This is a genomic window from Streptomyces sp. NPDC017936 (genome assembly GCF_044328485.1).
Classification (GTDB): domain Bacteria; phylum Actinomycetota; class Actinomycetes; order Streptomycetales; family Streptomycetaceae; genus Streptomyces.
On sequence record NZ_JBIRHK010000002.1, the window covers coordinates 659866 to 677388 of the forward strand.

Genomic DNA, 17523 nt, shown 5'->3' on the forward strand with positions numbered 1-17523 from the left:
GCTCCCGTGGTAGCCGCCCGCCGCCGCTCGCCCCGCCGGGGGGGGGCCGGGGGGGCCCCCCCCCGGGGGGGGGGCCCGGGGGCCCCCCCCCCCCCGGCGCCGGGTGGCCGGCCGGGGAACGTGCCTCAGCCGGCGGAGGAGTCCCGCTCCCAGCGGTAGAAACAGTGCGCCATGGCGTCCTTCGGCGAACGCCAGGTCTGCGGGTCGTACGCGCTGACGTACGCCTGCAGCCGCTCACTGACGTCCCGGAACTCGGGGTGCCCGGCCACCTTGGCGATGGCGGGTCCGGGGTCCTGCTCGGACTCGATCAGGTGCAGGTAGACGTCGTTGAACTGGAAGAGGCTGCGCCGGGCGACGCCCACCAGGTGCGGCAGCTCTCCCCGGTCGGACTCCTCGAACAGCTTGGCGATGTCGGGTGCCGACCCCGGAGCCATGCGGGCGACGATCAGGGCGTGGTGCATGGTCCTCTCCTTCCCCTCCGGCTAGTCGGTGACGGACGGCACGGCCCCGCGGTCCGCGGCGGCCTTCTCGATGCGGTCCCGGATCAGGGCCAGCTGGACCTTGGAGTTCCGGTTGATGTTGTCGGTCATCCAGGCGTCGTCGACCGGCGCCTCCGGCTTCATCTCGAAGTCCTGGGTCCACACCATCCGGACGCCCCGGGGCACCTCCTCGTACTGCCACCGGATGTTCATGTACGCGAAGGGACCGGTCTCGACGCGGCGGGCCTTGACGGTGAGCGTGTCGCGGTCCGTCTCCCGCTCCGAGACCCAGCTCCACACGGTGCCGTTCTCGTCCGGGTGCATCGTCAGCCGGAAGGTGGTCCTGTTCCCCTCCTGGGACAGGATGTCCGCGGAGGCGTACTCGCTGAACAGCCGCGGCCAGTTCGCCACGTCGTTCGTCATGTCCCAGACCAGGTCCAGGGGCGCCGAGATGGTGATCTCGTTCTGGGTGTGTCCGGCCATGTCACGCTCCTGCCGGCAGGGCGCTGTTGACGAGGTCGAGGAACTGCTGGGGGGTCTTGCAGCGTTCCGCGTCCGGGGGCATCGGCGCGCCGTAACGGTTCTCCAGCTCGCCGACGATGCCCAGCAGGCCCAGCGAGTCGATGCCGAGGGCGTCGAAGCCGGTGCCGGGCTGCTGCCGCAGCTGCTCCGGGGCGACGGTGATGCCGGCGGCCTTCTTCATCAGGTCGGCCAGCTCTTCCACGGTGATTCGGTCACTCATGCGGTTCCTCTCCTTTGCTCCGTTGCCTCGTCACGAGGCGTCGGCGGCGCCGTGCCGCAGCACCAGCGCCGAGTTCGAGCCCATGAGCCCCCGGCCCAGGACCAGCGCGGTGCGCAGCTCGGCGGCGCGGGCGCGGACGGTCACCAGGTCGAGGTCATGGCAGATGTCGAAAACGTGCGGGGTGGGCGGGATCAGGCCGTGCTCCATCGCCAGCACCGCCGCCGCCGTGTCCAGCACGGGCGCCGCGCAGAAGCTGCGGCCGATGCCGGTCTTCGGCGCGGTGACCGGCACCCGCCTGCCGTGCGCGCCCAGGGCGTCGCCGATCGCGAGCGCCTCGGCACGGTCCGCCTCCGGCACCCCGAGGGCGTCGGCGAAGACCACGTCGATCTCCTCCGGGGCGCAGCCGGCCTCGTCCAGGGCGCCCCGGATGGCCTGGGCGAGCCCCTCGCGGGACTGCTCCCAGCGGGAGGCCCCGGTGAAGGTCGCCGCGTGCCCGACGAGGGAGGCCCGCACCCGCGCTCCCCGCTCCCGGGCCGAGGACTCCTCCTCCACCACGAACATGGCGCCGCCCTCGGCGGGCACGAACCCGCACGCCCCCTCGGTGAACGGGCGGTAGGCGCGCGCCGGGTCGTCGGCGGTGCTCAGCTCCGCGTAGCCGAGCTGGCACACCACCGAGTACGGGGCGAGCGGAGCCTCCGTCGCCCCGGCCACGATCACGTCGGTGCCGCGCCGCACGGCGCGCGCCGCGTGCGCGAGGGCGTCCAGCCCGCCCGCCTCGTCGGCGGCGACGACCGAGCAGGGCCCCTTGAAGCCGCGGCGGATGGAGATCTGGCCGGTGCTCGCGGCGTAGAACCAGGCGATCGACTGGTACGGGCCGACGAAGCGACTGCCCTTGCCCCACAGCTGCTGCAGCTCGCGCTGCCCGAACTCGCCGCCGCCCGAGCCGGCCGCCGTGACCACGCCGACGGCGAACGGCTCGCCGGAGGTGTCGGCGTGGCCCAGACGGGCGTCGTCCAGCGCCAGGTCGGCGGCGGCCATCGCGAAGTGCGTGAACCGGTCGGTCTGGACGAGGTAGCGCTCCTCGACCGCGGCCGCGGGATCGAAGTCCCGGATCTCGCCGGCCACCCGCAGCGGCAGGTGCTCACAGCCCTCGCGGGTGACCCGGTCGAGGACGCTGATGCCCTCCTGGGTGGACTTCCAAAAGGACTCGGTGCTGGTTCCGTTGGGCGCGACCACACCGATGCCGGTGACGGCCGCGCGCCGCGGATGCGGTTCGCTCATCGTGTCCTCCCTCTCGGCCGGGTCAGGACCACCGCGGACTGGAAGCCGCCGAACCCGCTGCCCACGGAGAGCACGGTGTTCAGCCTCCGCTCGCGGGCCACCCGCGGGACGTAGTCCAGGTCGCACTCGGGGTCGGGGGTCTCGTAGTTCGCGGTGGGCGGCACCACCTGGTGGGCGAGGGCCAGCACGCAGGCGACGACCTCGATGGCGCCGATCGCGCCGAGGGAGTGGCCCACCATGGACTTGATGGAACTCATGGGCGTCGAGTACGCGTGCTGCCCCAGGGCCCGTTTCACCGCCGCCGTCTCGTGACGGTCGTTCTGCTGGGTGCCGGAGCCGTGGGCGTTGACGTAGTCGACCGCCGTGCCGTCGAGCCGGGAGTGGTCCAGGGCCACCCCGATGGCGCGGGCCATCTCCAGGCCCTCCCTGGTCAGACCGGTCATGTGGTAGGCGTTGCCGAAGGTGGCGTAGCCGCTGAGCTCGCAGTACACGTGGGCCCCGCGGGCCCGGGCGTGCTCCAGCTCCTCCAAGACCAGCACCGCGCCGCCCTCGCCCATCACGAAGCCGTTGCGGTCGGCGTCGAAGGGACGTGAGGCGTGGGCCGGGTCGTCGTTGTTCGGGGACGTGGCCTTGATCGCGTCGAAGCAGGCCATCGTGATCGGAGATATGGGCGAATCGGAGGCGCCCGCTATGCACACGTCGGCCCGTCCCTCCTCGATCGTGTGGAAGGCGTACCCCACCGCGTCCAGGCCCGAGGTGCAGCCCGTGGAGACGGTCTGCACCGGTCCGCGCGCCTCGAACCGCTCCGCGACCGTCGACGCCAGCGTGCTCGGCGCGAACGCCCGGTGCAGGTGCGGCTCCGCCTCCCGGTGGTCGACGTCCCAGCGCTCGCCCCGGTGGCTGACCAGGACGTAGTCGTGCTCCAGCCGGGTGGTGCCGCCGACCGCGGTGCCCAGGGAGACCCCGACCCGCCAGGGGTTCTCCCGGGCGAGGTCCAGGCCGGCGTCCCGGACCGCCTCCTCGCCGGCCACCAGCGCGAACTGGATGTACCGGTCGCTGCGGGCGATCTGGTCCGCGTCCAGTCCGTGGGCCGCCGGGTCGAAGTCGCACTCGGCGGCGATCCGCGAACGCAGACCGGACGGGTCGAAGAAGGTGATGCCCCGCGTCGCGGTGCGCCCGTGGGACAGCAGGTCCCAGAACGCGGGGACGCCGATGCCGCCCGGCGCGACGACGCCTATCCCGGTGACCGCCACACGCCGGTTCATGAGCCGACCACCGGAACCGCGTCGGTCTGCTCGGTGTCCACGTGGCCGAGCGGCGGGGTCGGGGCCAGCGGGCCGAGGTGGAAGACGATGCGGGCCTCGACGTCGCCGACGTTGCGGAAGCGGTGCCGCATGTTGACGGGGATCATGAGTCCCTGCTCGGGCCGCAGGGGGTGGGGCTCTCCGTCCAGGTCGACCTCCAACTGCCCGCAGACGACGTACACGAACTCCTCGGAGTAGGGGTGGTAGTGCTCGCCGATGCGGTCACCGGGCTGCACGATGGCCACGCCCATGAAGCCGCTGGTCGAGCCGACCGTGGTGGGCGTGAGCATGGCGCGCAGATCACCGCCGCGCCGGGTGTTGGGCTCGACCTCGCTGAGATCCACGATTCTGGGACGGGATGTGATCACGACGATGCTCCGATCGTGTGCTGTGTCGACAGGGGGGCCGGAAGGCCGCCACGACCCGTGTGCCGGACTGGTCAGGCGCGGGGGGAGAGGCGGTCGGTGATGAGGTCCATACGGGCGAGGTCGAGGAAGCGCGTGAGGCCGCCGTCCCGCGGTGCGGAACCGCGCCCGTCGGCGGCGCCCTCGGGGAACGTCGTCAGCTCCGCCGCCTGCGCCGGGTCCGGCAGGCCGAGGGAGAGGGCGGGGTCGCCGGCGGTCAGGCCGCCCCGGACGTCGATCAGCCGTACCACGACGTCGTCGCGCTGGAAGATGGTGCTGCCCAGGACCGGGTTGAGCGGGTCGTCCGCCGCCGCCTCGTCCTGCTGGGCCAGCAGGCGGGCCAGCCGCATGCCGCAGCCGGGCCGGGCCGGGTAGTACAGCGCGTGCCGCTCCGCCGCCGGGTCGTCCCGCTCCGCCGCCACGTGGTGGACGGCGGGCAGCGCCGCCCGGGTGAAGAAGACGCGGGCCGACTCGGGGTCGTCGAGGTCGCGGTCCTGCTCCAGGTAGGGGTTGATGGCCTCCTCGACGGCCCGCACCTCGGGCTGCCGGGCCACGTGCCGCAGCGCCGCGAGCAGGTCGCCCCGCACCTCGATGGCCCGCACCACACGGTTGCCGTGCATGAACAGGGACGTGCGGCACAGCCGGGTGGTGTCGTCGACCCTCGGGTTCGGCGGGGCGTAGTCGGCGAGGATCCCGGCGACGGCGTCCTCGCTGCCCGGCTTGACCGTGAAGGTGAGGGCGTGACGGGTGACGCCGTCACCGATCCGGGGCCTGGCCTGGAGGCTGCGCCGGCCGGGCTCGGCGCCGTCCGCCGGGCCGCCGGTCTCGCGGACGACGTGGAAGCGCAGCGACCTGGTGTCCCGGACGCAGCTGTGCAGCGGCTCCACCATCCGCACGTGCTCCTCGCTGTTCACCCAGGTGAGGAACGGCGGGGCGCTCTCCCACTCGCTGGTGATGAGCCACTGGCTGGGGTTCTCGATGGACTGGCACAGCTGGTCGCTGACGTGCCCGGGAACGGAGGCGACCTGGGTGCACAGTTGCTCGTACGCCTCCAGGAACTGGTGCTGGGCGCCGTCGTTGACGTCCACCAGCAGGACGACCCGGAGCCGGGAGCCGTCGAACACGGACTGGGAGACACGCGACGACACCTGTCGTGTCAGCGGCCTGGAAGCGGGTGCGGTGGTGGTCATACTGGGCACATCTCCTTCGCGGGGAGGACGGGGAGGACAGAGCAGGGGGCGGAGTTCACTTGCGTTCACTTGCGGCATGCGGTGCGGGCGTGCCTCGATCTTGAGCCGGTCCCCACCGGCGCGCGATCCGGGTGGACTACGTGGGTGACCGGCCGCTCCGGGGAGCCCGGTGAACTCACTTCAGGTGGGCGAAGACCACGAGGTTGGCTGTGTAGTCCTTGGCCGTGCGGTCGTAGTCACCCGCACAGGTGATGAGCCGGACCTGGGCCTCGTCCGTGTCGGCGTAGACGCGGCGGTCGGGGAAGTGGTCCTTGTCGAAGGTCTCGGTGTCGTCGACCACGAAGGACGCCTTGCGCCCGTCGGCCCGCTCGACGTGGAAGACGTCGCCCTTCTCCAGGTCGGTGAGCTCGGCGAAGACGGCGGCCGCGGTGGCCGTGTCGACGTGACCGGCGATGATCGCGGTGCCCGCCTCCCCGGGGGAGGCGCCCTTGGCGTACCAGCCGACCAGGTTGGTGTCGTGGGGCGGCGGGGCCTCGAGCTGTCCCTTGGCGTTGATGGCGAGGTCGACGAAGGGGGCGTCGACCGAGATCTTCGGGATGAGCAGCCGCACGGGCTTCGAGCGCGGCAGGTGCCTGCCCTTCGCGTGCCGTGCGGAGGAGCCGGAGGAGCCGGACGGGCCGTCCGACGGGGCGGCGGCCTGCGGGGCGCGCGGCGGGTGGGAGGGGGCGGACGAGGTCCGGTTGCCGCCGAACAGGTTGAGCGTGAGGACCAGCAGCACCACAGCGCACAGGACGGTCACGGTTCCGCGGGATCCCTGACCGGTGGGCTCGGGCGCGGTGTCGGTGGGGGAGGGGGAAGGGGACACTGCCATCGGGACGACCTCACTGGTGCGCGGCTGCGGAGCTCAGGAGCGGGTGGGGGCCGGGCCGGGGCCGCCACGGGGTGCGTCGTGGCGGCCACGGCTGCTATCGCGTCCGGCACGGGATCAGGCCAGGCCGTGCGCGGTCTTCTTGCGGCGCACGACGTACAGACCGGTGCCGGCGAGGGCCAGAACGGCGAGACCGCCCGCGGTCACGCCGGGCTCGGCGAGCGCGCCGCCCCCGGTGTGCATCCCGCCGCTGGGCTTGTCGTGGCCGCCGCCCCAGGACTTCTCCTCGTCGTCCTTGCCGTAGGACTTGTCCTCGTCGTCCTTGCTCCAGGACTTGTCCTCGTCGTCCTTGCCGTAGGACTTGTCCTCGTCGTCCTTGGACCAGGAGTCCTTGCCGTGCTCGCTGTCCTTGTCCTTGTACGACTCCGGGTCGTGCTTGGGGTCGTGGCCGCCGTCCTCGGTGTTCGCGAGGAACAGCGCGCCGCCGCCCGTGTGCACGCCGCCGCTGGGCTTGCCGTGCTTGTCGCCCTTGTCGTGGTCCTTCCAGGAGCCGTACTTGTCGCCCTTGTCCTCCTTGTCCTCGCCGTCGTCGTCCTTGTCCCCGTTGTCGTCCTTGTCGCCGTTGTCGTCCTTCGACGAGCTGTCGTCGTCCTTGGAGGAGCTGTCGTCGTCCTTCGACGAGCTGTCGTCGTCCTTCGAGGACGAGTCGTCGTCCTTGTCCCCCTTGTCGGAGGAGTCGTCCTTCTTGCTGTAGGACGACCCGTCGTGCTGCCACTCGCCGTCGGCCGCGTAGGAGCCGGGCACGGCGAGGGCGAGCGCGGCCGAGGCCGCCGCGGTTGCCAGCAGGAAACGAGCAGAACGCATGGTGATTCCTTCCGCCAAGGCCGAGCAGCTGGCGGTTTGTCAGCTGAGGGAACCCGACCCCGACGTGATCCACCGTCAGCCAGGTCCCCGGCTCTCACCACTCGGGGCGCTCAGCCGAGTGAACGCCCCGGCCGCGCGGAGCGCCCGCCGCCGGACCGACAGCCCCTCGCGCGGCGGGAGTTGACGACTCCGGACATGCGTGTCGCCCAGCAGCCGACAGGGGGACCGCTGAGCGACACGATCGGGAGGAGGCCGGCTCGCGCCCGCCCCCGCAGGTCAGCCGAGGGCCAGAGTCGTGGTGAGAACCTGACGCAGCGTGGATTCGGGGTCCGGGACCGCACCCGCCGTCCGCCAGGCGACGAACCCGTCGGGGCGGACGAGCACGGCGCCGGAGCGGGTCGTGCCGTGACGCTCCGCCCAGTCCGCACCGTCCTCGGGGACGAGCTCGGCGCCGGACCCGTCGCCGATCCGGTACGGGACGAGCGGCAGCGACATCCGCTCCGCGAGCCGCAGGGCGGCCGCGTGCCAGCCGTTCGGTTCCCCCGCGTCGCTGAGCAGCACCAGGGACCGCTCGTAGAGGTCGAGGGTGGAGATCCGCCGGCCCTGGTGCCGTACCCACAGGTGTGGTGCCCTGCTGCCGGGCTCACCGGTCAGGGCGAGCCGCTCCGGGACGACCGTGCCCGCCGGGTCGGCGTCCACGACGGCGCCGCGCGGATAGCGGTAGCCCAGGGTCACGTTCAGGATGCCGCGCTGCGGCGCGCCGCCGGTGCCGGGCGCGGGGCTGTAGCCGGGGTGGCTGTGCTCGACCGACCGGGCGGCCGCGCGGGCGCTGGTGGTCTCCGCCACCGGACGCCGTTCGTCGTCGTAGGTGTCCAGCAGCCCGTCCCCCGCCCAGCCGCCGAGCACCGCGGCCAGCTTCCAGGCGAGGTTGTGCGCGTCCTGGATGCCCGTGTTGGAGCCGAAGGCGCCGGTGGGCGACATCTCGTGGGCCGAGTCGCCGGCCAGCAGGACCCGGCCGGAGCGGTAGGCGCGCGCGACGCGCTGGGCGGCGTGCCAGGGAGCCTTGCCGGTGACCTGCACGTCGAGGTCCGGCACCCCGACCGCCCGCCGGATGTGGTCGGCGCAGCGCTCCTCGGTGAAGTCCTCGATGGTCTCGCCCCGCTCGGGGTGCCAGGGCGCGTGGAAGACCCAGTTCTCCCGGTTGTCCACGGGCAGCAGCGCCCCGTCGGCGTCCGGGTTCGTCAGGTAGCACACGATGAAGCGGCGGTCCCGCACCACGTCCGCCAGGCGGCGGGAGCGGAAGGTGACGCTGACGTTGTGGAACAGCTCGCCGGGGCCGCTCTGACCGATGCCGAGCTGCTCCCGCACGGGACTGCGCGGGCCGTCGGCGGCGACCAGGTAGTCGGCCCGGACGGTGGTGTGCTCACCCGTCTCGCGGCTCTTGACCAGCGCCGTGACGCCCTCGGGGTCGGTGTCGAACGACATCAGCTCGGTGGCGAAGCGCAGGTCGCCACCGAGCTTGACCGCGTGGTCGAGCAGGACCGGCTCCAGGTCGTTCTGACTGCACAGGCACCAGGTGCTCGGGCTGAACCTGGCCAGGCCGCCGCCCGGGTCGATGTCCCGGAACAGCCACTCGCCCGCGTCGCCGGCCAGGGTGGGCGTCTGCAGGATGCCGTGGTTGTCGGCCAGCGTGGCCGCGGCGTCGCGGATCGCCTCCTCGATGCCGGCCACCCGGAACAGCTCCATCGTGCGGACGTTGTTGCCGCGTCCGCGGGGATGGATGGAGGTGCGGGCGTGGCGCTCCACCAGGGTGTGCCGCACCCCCAGCCGGCTCAGGAACAGTGAGGTCGACAGACCCACCAGGGATCCGCCGACGACGAGGACGGGAACCTTGTGGACGGGGTCGGCGTGATCGGCTGTCTCGTTCATCACTCGCCTCCAGTGCGTGGTGTGGCCGCCGATGCGGCCGGATACGGCCGGGACCCTCATGCATGCCCCGCACGGCACCCGCACGGCGGACGGCGGCTCAGGCTTCACTCGCTTACCCCGCGGCGGCGGCCGGGCGGTCGGCCCCCGCGCCCGGTCCCCGGCCGCGGGGGCGCGTCCGAACGGACCGGGCGCCCGTCCTTTCGGCCCCCGCCGCTACGCAGGATGGGCGATTCCGGGTGGTCGGGACGTCCGCCGGTGTCCATACTCCTTGCAGCGAGCCACCGCCGTGCTCCGGCCTCGCGCCCTTCTTCCTTCCCCGACGCGCCGGCGAGGACCGCACCCTCCCGAGGCCACCCCCGTGCGACCTCCTTGCTCCGCGTCCCCGACCCCCCTCGACACGCAGGGGCCGACCCACCTCCCCGAAAGGAAGGCACACCCCATGACCGACACCGCCGACACCACGGAGCAGCCGGCCGGGACCACCGTGGAGCAGACGGACCGCACCCCCTGGCAGACGCCCGGCTACACGGTCGTCGACACCGCTCTGGAGGTCACCGCCTACTCCCTCTCCGCCCGCTAGTCCGCCGCCGTGCTGCTGCAGGTGCTCGGCACCGCGGCCGGCGGCGGCATCCCTCAGTGGAACTGCGCGTGCCCCGGATGCTCCGGGGCACGCGTGCATCCCGAGCGCCGCCGCCGCCACGCCTCGCTCGCGGTCCGTACGGACGAGGGCCGCTGGTACCTCGTCAACGCCACCCCCGACATCGGCGACCAGATCGAGGCCCACCCGGCGCTCCACCCGGGGCCCGGGGCCCGGCAGACCCCGATCGCCGGGGTGGTCCTCACCGACGCCGAACTCGACCACACCCTGGGCCTCGCGCGGCTGCGCGAGGCGGACGGCCTGGAGATCCTCGCCACGGCCCCGGTCCGCCGCGCACTGACCGACCGCCTGCGGCTCGACGCGGTGCTGGGCCCGTACACCACCCTCACCTGGCGGGACCTGCCGTGCCACGGCGGGACCTCCGGGCCGGCCGGCCGCGGCCCGCGGATCAGCGCCGTCCCCGTCTCCGCGAAACGCCCCCGCTACGCCGCCGACGCCCCCGAGGACGACGCCTGGGTCGTGGCCCTGCGCCTGTACGAGCCGGCCACCGGGAAGTCGGCGGTCTACGCCCCCGCCGTCGCCGTCTGGTCCGACGCGCTGCACCAGGCCGCCGCCGAGGCCGACTGCGTCATCGTCGACGGCACCTTCTGGGACGACGACGAGCCGCGCCGCACCGGCATCTCCTCCCGCACCGCCACCGGCATGGGCCACCTGCCCATCGACGGGCCGGGCGGCACCGCGGGCATCCTCGCCTCGCTGTCCGCCCGCTGCTTCTACACGCACCTCAACAACACGAACCCCCTCGTCGACCCCGCCGCGGCCCAGCACAAACAGCTGGCCCGACTGGGTGTCGAGGTGGCCGACGACGAAATGGTGATCGAGCTGTGACCACGGCACCCGCCGCCCCGACGGCGCCCTGGAGCCCCGACGAGTTCGAAGCCCGCCTGCGCGCGGTGGGCCAGGAGCGGTACCACGACCACCACCCCTTCAACGTCCGGATGCACGAAGGCGACCTCAGCCCGGCCGAGGTGCGCCGCTGGATCACCAACCGCTTCCACTACCAGCGCCACATCCCCGTCAAGGACGCCCTGATCGTCGCGAAGCTGGACCGCCCGCGACTGCGGCGCATGTGGCTGCGGCGGATCGAGGACCACGACGGCCGCACCGAGGGCGAGGGAGGCATCGAGCGCTGGCTGCGGCTCGGCGAGGCGGCCGGCCTGGACCGCCGGAGCCTGCTGACGGGCGCCTCCGTCCTGCCGGGCGTCCGGCTGGCGGTGGAGGGCTACGTCAACTTCTGCCGGCTGCGTCCGCCGCTGGAGGCCGTCGCGGCCTCGCTCACCGAGCTGACCGCTCCCGATCTGATGCGCCGGCGCATCGACGCCTTCGAGCGCCACTACTCGTGGATCGCGCCGGACGGGCTCGCCTACTTCCGCACCCGTGTCGACCAGGGCCGCCGCGACAGCACCGAGGCGCTCGCGCTGGTCATGGAGTGGGCCCGCACCCGCGAGGACCAGGAACGGGTCCTCGCCGCGCTGGCCTTCAAGTGCGACGTCCTGTGGGCCCTGCTCGACGCCGTGCAGCAGGGACGTCCGGGAGAGCGGGACCGGGCGGAGCGACGGCACCCGGACGGGGAGCCGGGTCCGGAGGGCGCGCGGGGCCCGGACGGCGGCCGGGACCTGGGCGGCGTGCCGGGTGCGGACGGTGCGCGGGGGCCGGACGGCGGCCGCGGCTCGGACGGTCTGCGGGGCCTGGAGGGCGGCCGCGGCCTGGACGGCCGGCCGGAGCCGGACGGGCAGCCGGAGCCGGACGTCCGGCCCCGGCGGGCCGGTTCGCGGGGCCGGGGGTGACCGCGGTGCCGGGCGGCGCGTGGCGCCCCGCCCTCGCCCCCGCCCTGATGCTGCGGCACGACACCGTGCGCGGCACGGACCTCCTCGTCCTGCCGGAACGCGTCGTCGTCCTCCAAGGGCACGCCGGCCGCATCGTCCGCCTGTGCGACGGCACGCGCACCGTGCGGGGAATCGTCGACGAGCTGGCCGGGCGCCACCCGGACGCCCCGGTGGCCACCGAGGTGCCCGCCTTCCTCGACCGCCTGCACCAGGAGGGCTGGCTCACGTGAGCGTTCTCGAGGCCACGGAGGTCCCGGCGGACCCGGCACGCCCCTGGGCGCTGCTCGCCGAGCTCACCCACGCCTGCCCCCTGCACTGCCCCTACTGCTCCAACCCGCTGGAACTGGCCCGCCGCTCCGCCGAACTGACGGCCGACGACTGGGCGGACGTCCTGCGCCAGGCCGCCGGGCTGGGCGTCGTGCACACCCATCTCTCCGGCGGCGAACCGCTGCTGCGGCCCGACCTGGAGCGGATCGTGGCCGCGGCCGAGGCCGCCGGGATCTACACCCAGCTGGTCACGAGCGGCACCGGCCTGGACGAGGCCCGGCTGACCGCGCTGCGGGCGGCCGGGCTGCGCAGCGTGCAGCTCTCCGTCCAGCACGCCGACCCCGCGGCCAACGACCGGATCGCCGGACGCCCGTCCTCCTTCGCCGCCAAGGAGCGGGCCGCGGCCCTCGTGCGCCGGGCCGGGCTGCCGCTCGGCCTCAACGTGGTGCTGCACCGGGACAACCTCGACGCCGTCGACTCCCTCGTCGAACTGGGCGCGTCCTGGGGAGCGGACCGCGTCGAGCTGGCCAACACCCAGTTCTACGGCTGGGGCCTGCTCAACCGCGCCGCGCTGCTGCCGACGCGCGAACAGCTGGCCCGCGCCCGGGAGTCGGTCGAACGGTGGCGGGAGCGGCTCGCCGGCCGGGTCGAGCTGGTCTGGGTCCTCCCCGACTACTTCGACGGAGTCGCCAAGCCCTGCATGGGCGGCTGGGGGGCGGTCTCGCTCACCGTCGCCCCCGACGGCACCGTCCTGCCCTGTCCGGCCGCCGCCTCCCTCCCGGACCTCGACCCGCCGAACGTCCGGGACCACACGCTCGCCTGGATCTGGGAGCGTTCCCCGGCCTTCGGCCGCTACCGCGGCACCGGCTGGATGACCGGCCCCTGCGGCACCTGTCCGCGCCGCGAGGAGGACTTCGGCGGCTGCCGCTGCCAGGCGTACGCCCTCACCGGCGACGCCGCCCGCACCGACCCGGCGTGCGCGCTGTCCCCCGACCACCACCTCGTCCGCGCCCTCACCGACGGCGCCCCCGCCCCGGAACCACCGCCGTACGTGCACCGCCGCCCGGGGGCCCTGCCGCAAGCCCGCTGACGTCCGGACCCGGTCCCCGCACCGCACACAGCACGCACGAACGCACCGCACGCGCCGGCACATCGCACACGCCGGCACACCGCACACGCGGGCACCGGCACGAGCGGGCACACGCACAGAGGTCCTCGGAGCCGCGCCGTCCGGGCTCCGAGGACCTCTTCGCGTTTCACAGAGCTCCGAGGTTCTCCGCGGGTTCCAGCTTTCTCCGCGCGATCCCGGGAACGGACGCCTCCGTGGCGGCGCGGGGCGGGACGAGCACGCGGCCCACGACCACGGCGTAGAACAGTCCGGAGGCCAGGACGAGGGCGAAGTCCGGCGGGTACAGGGTGAGCATGCGCCAGAGCGCGCCGCCGACCCACAGCAGGGCCGTGCCGCCGCTCCAGACCCAGACGCCGACGCCGAAGCGCCTGTTCCTCTTCCGGCCGGCGGCGGCCGAGCCGGTGGGCCGCCAGGCCTGGCGCCTGCCGCGGGCGATGTCCCAGATGGCGAACAGGTGCGCCCAGCCGTACATCAGGCGCACGGCCCAGGCCTCGATCCGGTAGGGGCACCTGTGCCAGCAGGGGAAGATCAGCAGCGTGTAGACGACGCTGGGCAGGACCAGCGCCGCGTACTCGACCTTGAGTTTCTCGGGCATGGCCACCAGCAGGACGATCGGGATCAGCGGGGCCACGACGGTGAACAGGGCGGTGTGGATGTAGTAGAGGAAACCGGAGAAGTAGCAGAGCCGGGTGGTGAGCCTGAGCTTGGCGCTCCAGAACTTCCTGCTCCCGAGCAGGCTCATGGAACCCGAGCACCAGCGGTACTGCTGGTGGTAGAAGGCGCTCTTGTTGTCGGGGCAGTTGCCGGTGGCGAGCGGAATCGGCACGTAGCGCAGCGTCCAGCCCAGACGGCCCAGGTCGAAGCCCGTGTGCACGTCCTCCGAGTGCTCGATCAGCGTGGTGCCGCCGTTGGCCTCCAGGGCCGCCCGCCGGTAGACGGCGCAGCTGCCGACGCAGATGGCGCCGCCGTGGCGCTGACGGGACACCTGGATGGCCCGGTAGAACAGCTCCTGGACGGCGCCGGCGCCGCGTTCGATCCACGTCTGCCGGTCGGCCACGCGGAAGTACTGCGGTGACTGGACGATGCCGGTCTCGGGGTGGCGTTCCATGTACGGCAGCAGTTCGTGCAGCAGGTCCGCACGGGGAGCGAAGTCGGCGTCGAGGATGAGGACGTACTCCTCGTCGGAGATGCCCAGTCCGTAGTGCAGGTTGCCGGCCTTCTTGAACCAGCCCCGGTTGGGCCGGCTGCCGTAGACGAAGCCGAGCTCACCGGCCAGGGCGGCGAGCTCGGGGGCCGCGGAGTCGTCGAGCACGTACGGGGTGACCTTGCCGGGGTAGTGGTCGGCGAGGCGGCGCACGTGCGTCCAGGTGTTCCTCAGGACGTCGAGGGGTTCGCCGCACACCGGCAGGAAGACGGCGACCGTCGGATACACCGTCGGACGCCATTCCTCGACCAACCGGCGATGGGCCACGAGGTCGAAGTCGGCGGTGAAGCTGTTCACGCGCAGCGAGACGATGTAGTAAAGGACGCTGAAGCCCAGGCACGGCAGCAGGACGAACAGCAGTGTCGACGACCGGATCAGCATGAACTGGCTGAGGACGAGGCAGCTCATGCTGATGAGCGAGGCGACCGTGAGGACCCAGAGGTGACGCCTCGCGTAGGAGTACTTCTCCTTGTCGTCCGGGGGTTGGGGGAGTACGCAGGTGGCGCTCTCCTCGAACCGATGAGTTATCTTCCGGCCGGTTGTCGGCCGGTCCGTCGTCTCCATCGTGGTGTCGGAGGAATCAACGCTCAAGGTGTGCTCCTTGAATGTGGTGGTCCCTCAAACCACTAGCCAGACAGGCTGTGACCTGCGCATTCGGCTAAGCCGATTGCTGCACCGGTCGCTCGAATGAAGGATGCGCCGGAGTGGCTGGCCGACCCGGGACGAGGAAGTGCGGTTATCCGAAAGCCTGGTGATCGGAATAATCTCGACGGGTAGGGCCGGGGCGACGCGACGCCGGGCGGTCGTGCCCCGCAGGGGTGAACATTCACCGTCGCCCGGACGAAGCGCGGGGGCGCCGCATAACGAATGACTGTCGTTTCGTCATATTTGCCTTCGGATTCATTCCCACGAACTGGAGGCAGAAGTGCGTTCACTGACTTCCCGCAGCCGTCGCGTCGCCTGGTCTTCGCTGGCCCTCGCGGGGACGCTCGGCTTTCTTCCCGCGACCCCGGCGCACGCGGAGGGAAGCGGAACGGCGGCCAAGGCCGTGACTCCGATCCAGGCGTACGGCAAACTCCGCGTCTGCGGCACACAACTGTGCTCCCAGTCCGGCAAACCGGTCCAGCTGCGGGGCATGAGCACGCACGGCACGCAGTGGTACCCGCAGTGCCTGACCGCCGCCGCCCTGGACGCCCAGGCACGCGACTGGAAGGCCGGCGTGCTGCGCGTCTCGACGTACGCGCGGGAGGGCGGCTACCACGCGAATCCGAAGAAGTACACCGAACTGGCGAGCCGGCTCGTCGACATGGCGACCGCCCGCGGCATGTACGTCATCGTCGACTGGCACACGATCCACCCGGGGGACCCGCACCAGGACCTCGCCAACGCGCGCACGTTCTTCCGGCAGATCGCCGAGAAGCACAGGAACAAGACCAACGTCCTCTACGAGATCGCCAACGAGCCGCACCACGTGAGCTGGCCCACGATCAAGGACTACGCCCAGCAGATCATGCCGGTGATCCGCTCCCGCGTCCCCGACAGCGTGATCCTCGTCCCGACGCGGGGCTGGGCGACGTTCGGCCTGGCGGAGCGCAGCAACGAGAAGATCGTCGTCGACGACCCCGTACGCGACAAGAACGTCATGTACACCTTCCACTTCTACGCGACCGCGGGACGCGAGCAGTTCCTCAAGGTCCTCGACCGCGCCTCGGACAAGCTCCCGATCTTCGTCACGGAGTGGGCCGTCGCGTCCTGGAACGGCTGGGGCACCGACTACGCCATGGCCCAGAAGTTCGTCGACGTCATGGCCAAGAAGAAGATCAGCTGGACGAACTGGAGCCTCTCCGACAACCACAAGGACCTCTCGGTCTTCAAGAAGGGCGCCTGCGGCACCGCCAAGTTCACCGGCACCGAGCTCACCCCCAACGGCGTGTGGGTCAGGAACCGGGTCAGGGGCTGAGCACCCGCCCGTTGCGCACCGCTGCCGGCCGCTCCCGGCCTCTCCCCACCTCGGACGTCGTCATCAGCCGCTTTCAGGAGGATCCGCCTGTGTCCATCGTCAGAACCGGCCGGACGGCCGTGGCCCGCGCCGTGATCGCCGTGGCCGCGGCCGCCGGTCTGCTGGCCGTGCCCGCCGCCACCGGCCACGCCACGCCCTGGCCCGGCGGGCCGGACGGGCCCGGCCGTGCCGTCCCCTGGCCCGACGGGTTCGGCCCCGCGCCGTGGTCCGCCGAGCCCGCCCCGTCCGAACCCAGGGCCTCCGCGCCCTCGGGCGTCAAGACCGTCTCGTCGGGCTGGAACATCCCCTGGGGCGTGAACTGGCTGCCGGACGGCACGGCGCTGATCAACGAACGGGACTCGCTCAAGCTGTACCGGGTCACCCGGTCCGGCGCCAGGTCCGAGGTCAAGGCCGAGCCGCACATCGCCGCGTTCGGCAGCGGCGCCTCGCTGCTCGGGATCGCGGTGTCGCCGAACTGGAGCCGGGACCACCACATCTTCGTCTACCACGGGGCGAAGAACGACTGCCGCATCGCCCGGCTGACCTTCGACGGCTCCCGGATCAGCGACTACACGCCGCTCGTCACCGGCATCAAGAGGGGCCTGCACAACGGCGGCCGCATCAAGTTCGGCCCGGACGGCTACCTCTACGCCACCACCGGCGACGCGGACGAGCCGCGCATCGCGCAGGACAAGAAGTCGCTCAACGGCAAGATCCTGCGCATGACCAAGGCGGGCAAGCCGGCACCGGGCAACCCCTTCGGCACCCTCGTCTACTCCTACGGCCACCGCAACCCGGAGGGCCTCACCTGGGACGACCGGGGGCGCCTGTGGGAGACGGAGATCGGCGAGGCGACGCACGACGAGCTGAACCTCGTCAAGCCCGGCAGGAACTACGGCTGGCCCACCTGCGAGGGCCCCTGCTCCACCGCCGGCATGACCGCTCCCGCGCACCACTGGCACCCCAGCCGGGGCGTGCCGAGCGGTCTGGTGTACACCGACGGCGCCCTGTACGTCGCCGCGCTCAGGGGCCAGCGCCTGTGGCGCATCCCGGTCCACGCCACCGGCATCGGCACCCCGGTCGCGTACTACGCCGACACCTACGGCCGTCTGCGGGACGTCGTGAAGGTCCCGGGCGAGCGGGCCCTGTGGGTCACCACCGACAAGGCCGGCAAGAACGCGGACAAGGTGCTCGAGGTGAAACTGCGCTGACACCGGGCGGCGGGGGCGCCGGGCGCCCGGCATCCGGCATCCGGCATCCGGCATCCGGCGTTCGCCGGCCGTCGAGAGGTCCCCGCAGGCCCGCCGGCGCGGGCTGCGGGGACCTCTCGCGCGCCGGCCGGGTGATCCGCCGGCCCGCGCCGGCCCCGGACCGACCGC

At 72.6% G+C, this 17523-nt stretch carries 17 protein-coding genes and 1 pseudogene; 7 read left to right on the forward strand and 11 right to left on the reverse strand.

Annotation, left to right across the window (positions count from 1 at the left end; translation table 11 throughout):
• Positions 1–125 precede the first annotated feature (125 nt).
• The 10 genes from ACH4F6_RS06455 to ACH4F6_RS06500 all read right to left on the reverse strand — a co-directional run bounded on the left by ACH4F6_RS06455 (position 126) and on the right by ACH4F6_RS06500 (position 9061).
• Entirely contained in the window at positions 126–461 is a 336-nt protein-coding gene (locus tag ACH4F6_RS06455; protein WP_397958736.1) for a TcmI family type II polyketide cyclase, read from the reverse strand.
• Positions 462–482: 21 nt separating this feature from the next.
• A complete protein-coding gene (locus ACH4F6_RS06460) occupies positions 483–962 on the reverse strand; it encodes an SRPBCC family protein (protein ID WP_397958737.1) in 480 nt (159 codons plus the stop codon).
• A 1-nt stretch (position 963) separates the two neighbouring features.
• Complete coding sequence (locus ACH4F6_RS06465; protein WP_397958738.1) at positions 964–1221, reverse strand: acyl carrier protein; 258 nt, start codon at positions 1219–1221, stop codon at positions 964–966.
• A gap of 30 nt (positions 1222–1251) precedes the next feature.
• A complete protein-coding gene (locus ACH4F6_RS06470) occupies positions 1252–2502 on the reverse strand; it encodes a ketosynthase chain-length factor (protein WP_397958739.1) in 1251 nt (416 codons plus the stop codon).
• A complete protein-coding gene (locus ACH4F6_RS06475) occupies positions 2499–3767 on the reverse strand; it encodes a beta-ketoacyl-[acyl-carrier-protein] synthase family protein (RefSeq protein ID WP_397958740.1) in 1269 nt (422 codons plus the stop codon). Before ACH4F6_RS06475 ends, ACH4F6_RS06470 begins: the two co-directional genes overlap by 4 nt.
• Positions 3764–4150 carry a cupin domain-containing protein gene (locus ACH4F6_RS06480; RefSeq protein ID WP_397958741.1) on the reverse strand — a complete coding sequence of 129 codons (387 nt, stop codon included), beginning with the start codon at positions 4148–4150 and terminating at the stop codon, positions 3764–3766. The genes ACH4F6_RS06475 and ACH4F6_RS06480 overlap by 4 nt, the downstream gene beginning before the upstream one ends.
• Before the next feature lie 95 nt (positions 4151–4245).
• Positions 4246–5400: a SchA/CurD-like domain-containing protein gene (locus tag ACH4F6_RS06485; RefSeq protein ID WP_397958742.1), complete on the reverse strand. Its 1155-nt coding sequence runs from the start codon at positions 5398–5400 to the stop codon at positions 4246–4248.
• 175 nt (positions 5401–5575) lie between these two features.
• Complete coding sequence (locus ACH4F6_RS06490; protein ID WP_397958743.1) at positions 5576–6271, reverse strand: class F sortase; 696 nt, start codon at positions 6269–6271, stop codon at positions 5576–5578.
• 114 nt (positions 6272–6385) lie between these two features.
• Positions 6386–7132, reverse strand: a complete 747-nt coding sequence (locus ACH4F6_RS06495; protein ID WP_397958744.1) for a hypothetical protein — start codon at positions 7130–7132, stop codon at positions 6386–6388.
• A 276-nt stretch (positions 7133–7408) separates the two neighbouring features.
• Entirely contained in the window at positions 7409–9061 is a 1653-nt protein-coding gene (locus tag ACH4F6_RS06500; protein WP_397958745.1) for an FAD-dependent oxidoreductase, read from the reverse strand.
• A 439-nt stretch (positions 9062–9500) separates the two neighbouring features.
• On the opposite strand from ACH4F6_RS06500, the gene pqqA reads away from it, so the two are divergent.
• From pqqA to pqqE, 5 genes and pseudogenes are all read left to right on the forward strand, one after another.
• Positions 9501–9641, forward strand: coding sequence for a pyrroloquinoline quinone precursor peptide PqqA (gene pqqA / locus ACH4F6_RS06505; RefSeq protein WP_397958746.1), 141 nt, complete (start codon positions 9501–9503; stop codon positions 9639–9641).
• 9 nt (positions 9642–9650) lie between these two features.
• Positions 9651–10547, forward strand: a complete 897-nt coding sequence (pqqB, locus tag ACH4F6_RS06510; protein WP_397958747.1) for a pyrroloquinoline quinone biosynthesis protein PqqB — start codon at positions 9651–9653, stop codon at positions 10545–10547.
• A pseudogene (gene pqqC / locus ACH4F6_RS06515) lies at positions 10544–11278 on the forward strand (pyrroloquinoline-quinone synthase PqqC); the annotation flags it as partial. The gene pqqB and the pseudogene pqqC, both read left to right, overlap by 4 nt.
• A gap of 275 nt (positions 11279–11553) precedes the next feature.
• Positions 11554–11775, forward strand: coding sequence for a pyrroloquinoline quinone biosynthesis peptide chaperone PqqD (gene pqqD / locus ACH4F6_RS06520; RefSeq protein ID WP_397958803.1), 222 nt, complete (start codon positions 11554–11556; stop codon positions 11773–11775).
• Positions 11772–12902 (forward strand): pyrroloquinoline quinone biosynthesis protein PqqE, encoded by a 1131-nt coding sequence (pqqE, locus tag ACH4F6_RS06525; protein WP_397958748.1) that lies wholly within the window; start codon positions 11772–11774, stop codon positions 12900–12902. The genes pqqD and pqqE overlap by 4 nt, the downstream gene beginning before the upstream one ends.
• A gap of 166 nt (positions 12903–13068) precedes the next feature.
• Here the strand turns inward: pqqE and ACH4F6_RS06530 are convergent, their stop codons facing one another.
• On the reverse strand, positions 13069–14553 hold the full coding sequence (locus ACH4F6_RS06530) for a glycosyltransferase family 2 protein (RefSeq protein WP_397958804.1): 1485 nt from the start codon (positions 14551–14553) through the stop codon (positions 13069–13071).
• Between the two features lie 517 nt (positions 14554–15070).
• Here ACH4F6_RS06530 and ACH4F6_RS06535 point away from each other — a divergent pair.
• Together ACH4F6_RS06535 and ACH4F6_RS06540 are read left to right on the forward strand one after the other, a co-directional pair.
• Positions 15071–16105: a glycoside hydrolase family 5 protein gene (locus tag ACH4F6_RS06535; protein WP_397958749.1), complete on the forward strand. Its 1035-nt coding sequence runs from the start codon at positions 15071–15073 to the stop codon at positions 16103–16105.
• A gap of 89 nt (positions 16106–16194) precedes the next feature.
• Positions 16195–17355: a PQQ-dependent sugar dehydrogenase gene (locus ACH4F6_RS06540; protein WP_397958750.1), complete on the forward strand. Its 1161-nt coding sequence runs from the start codon at positions 16195–16197 to the stop codon at positions 17353–17355.
• Positions 17356–17523 lie beyond the last annotated feature (168 nt).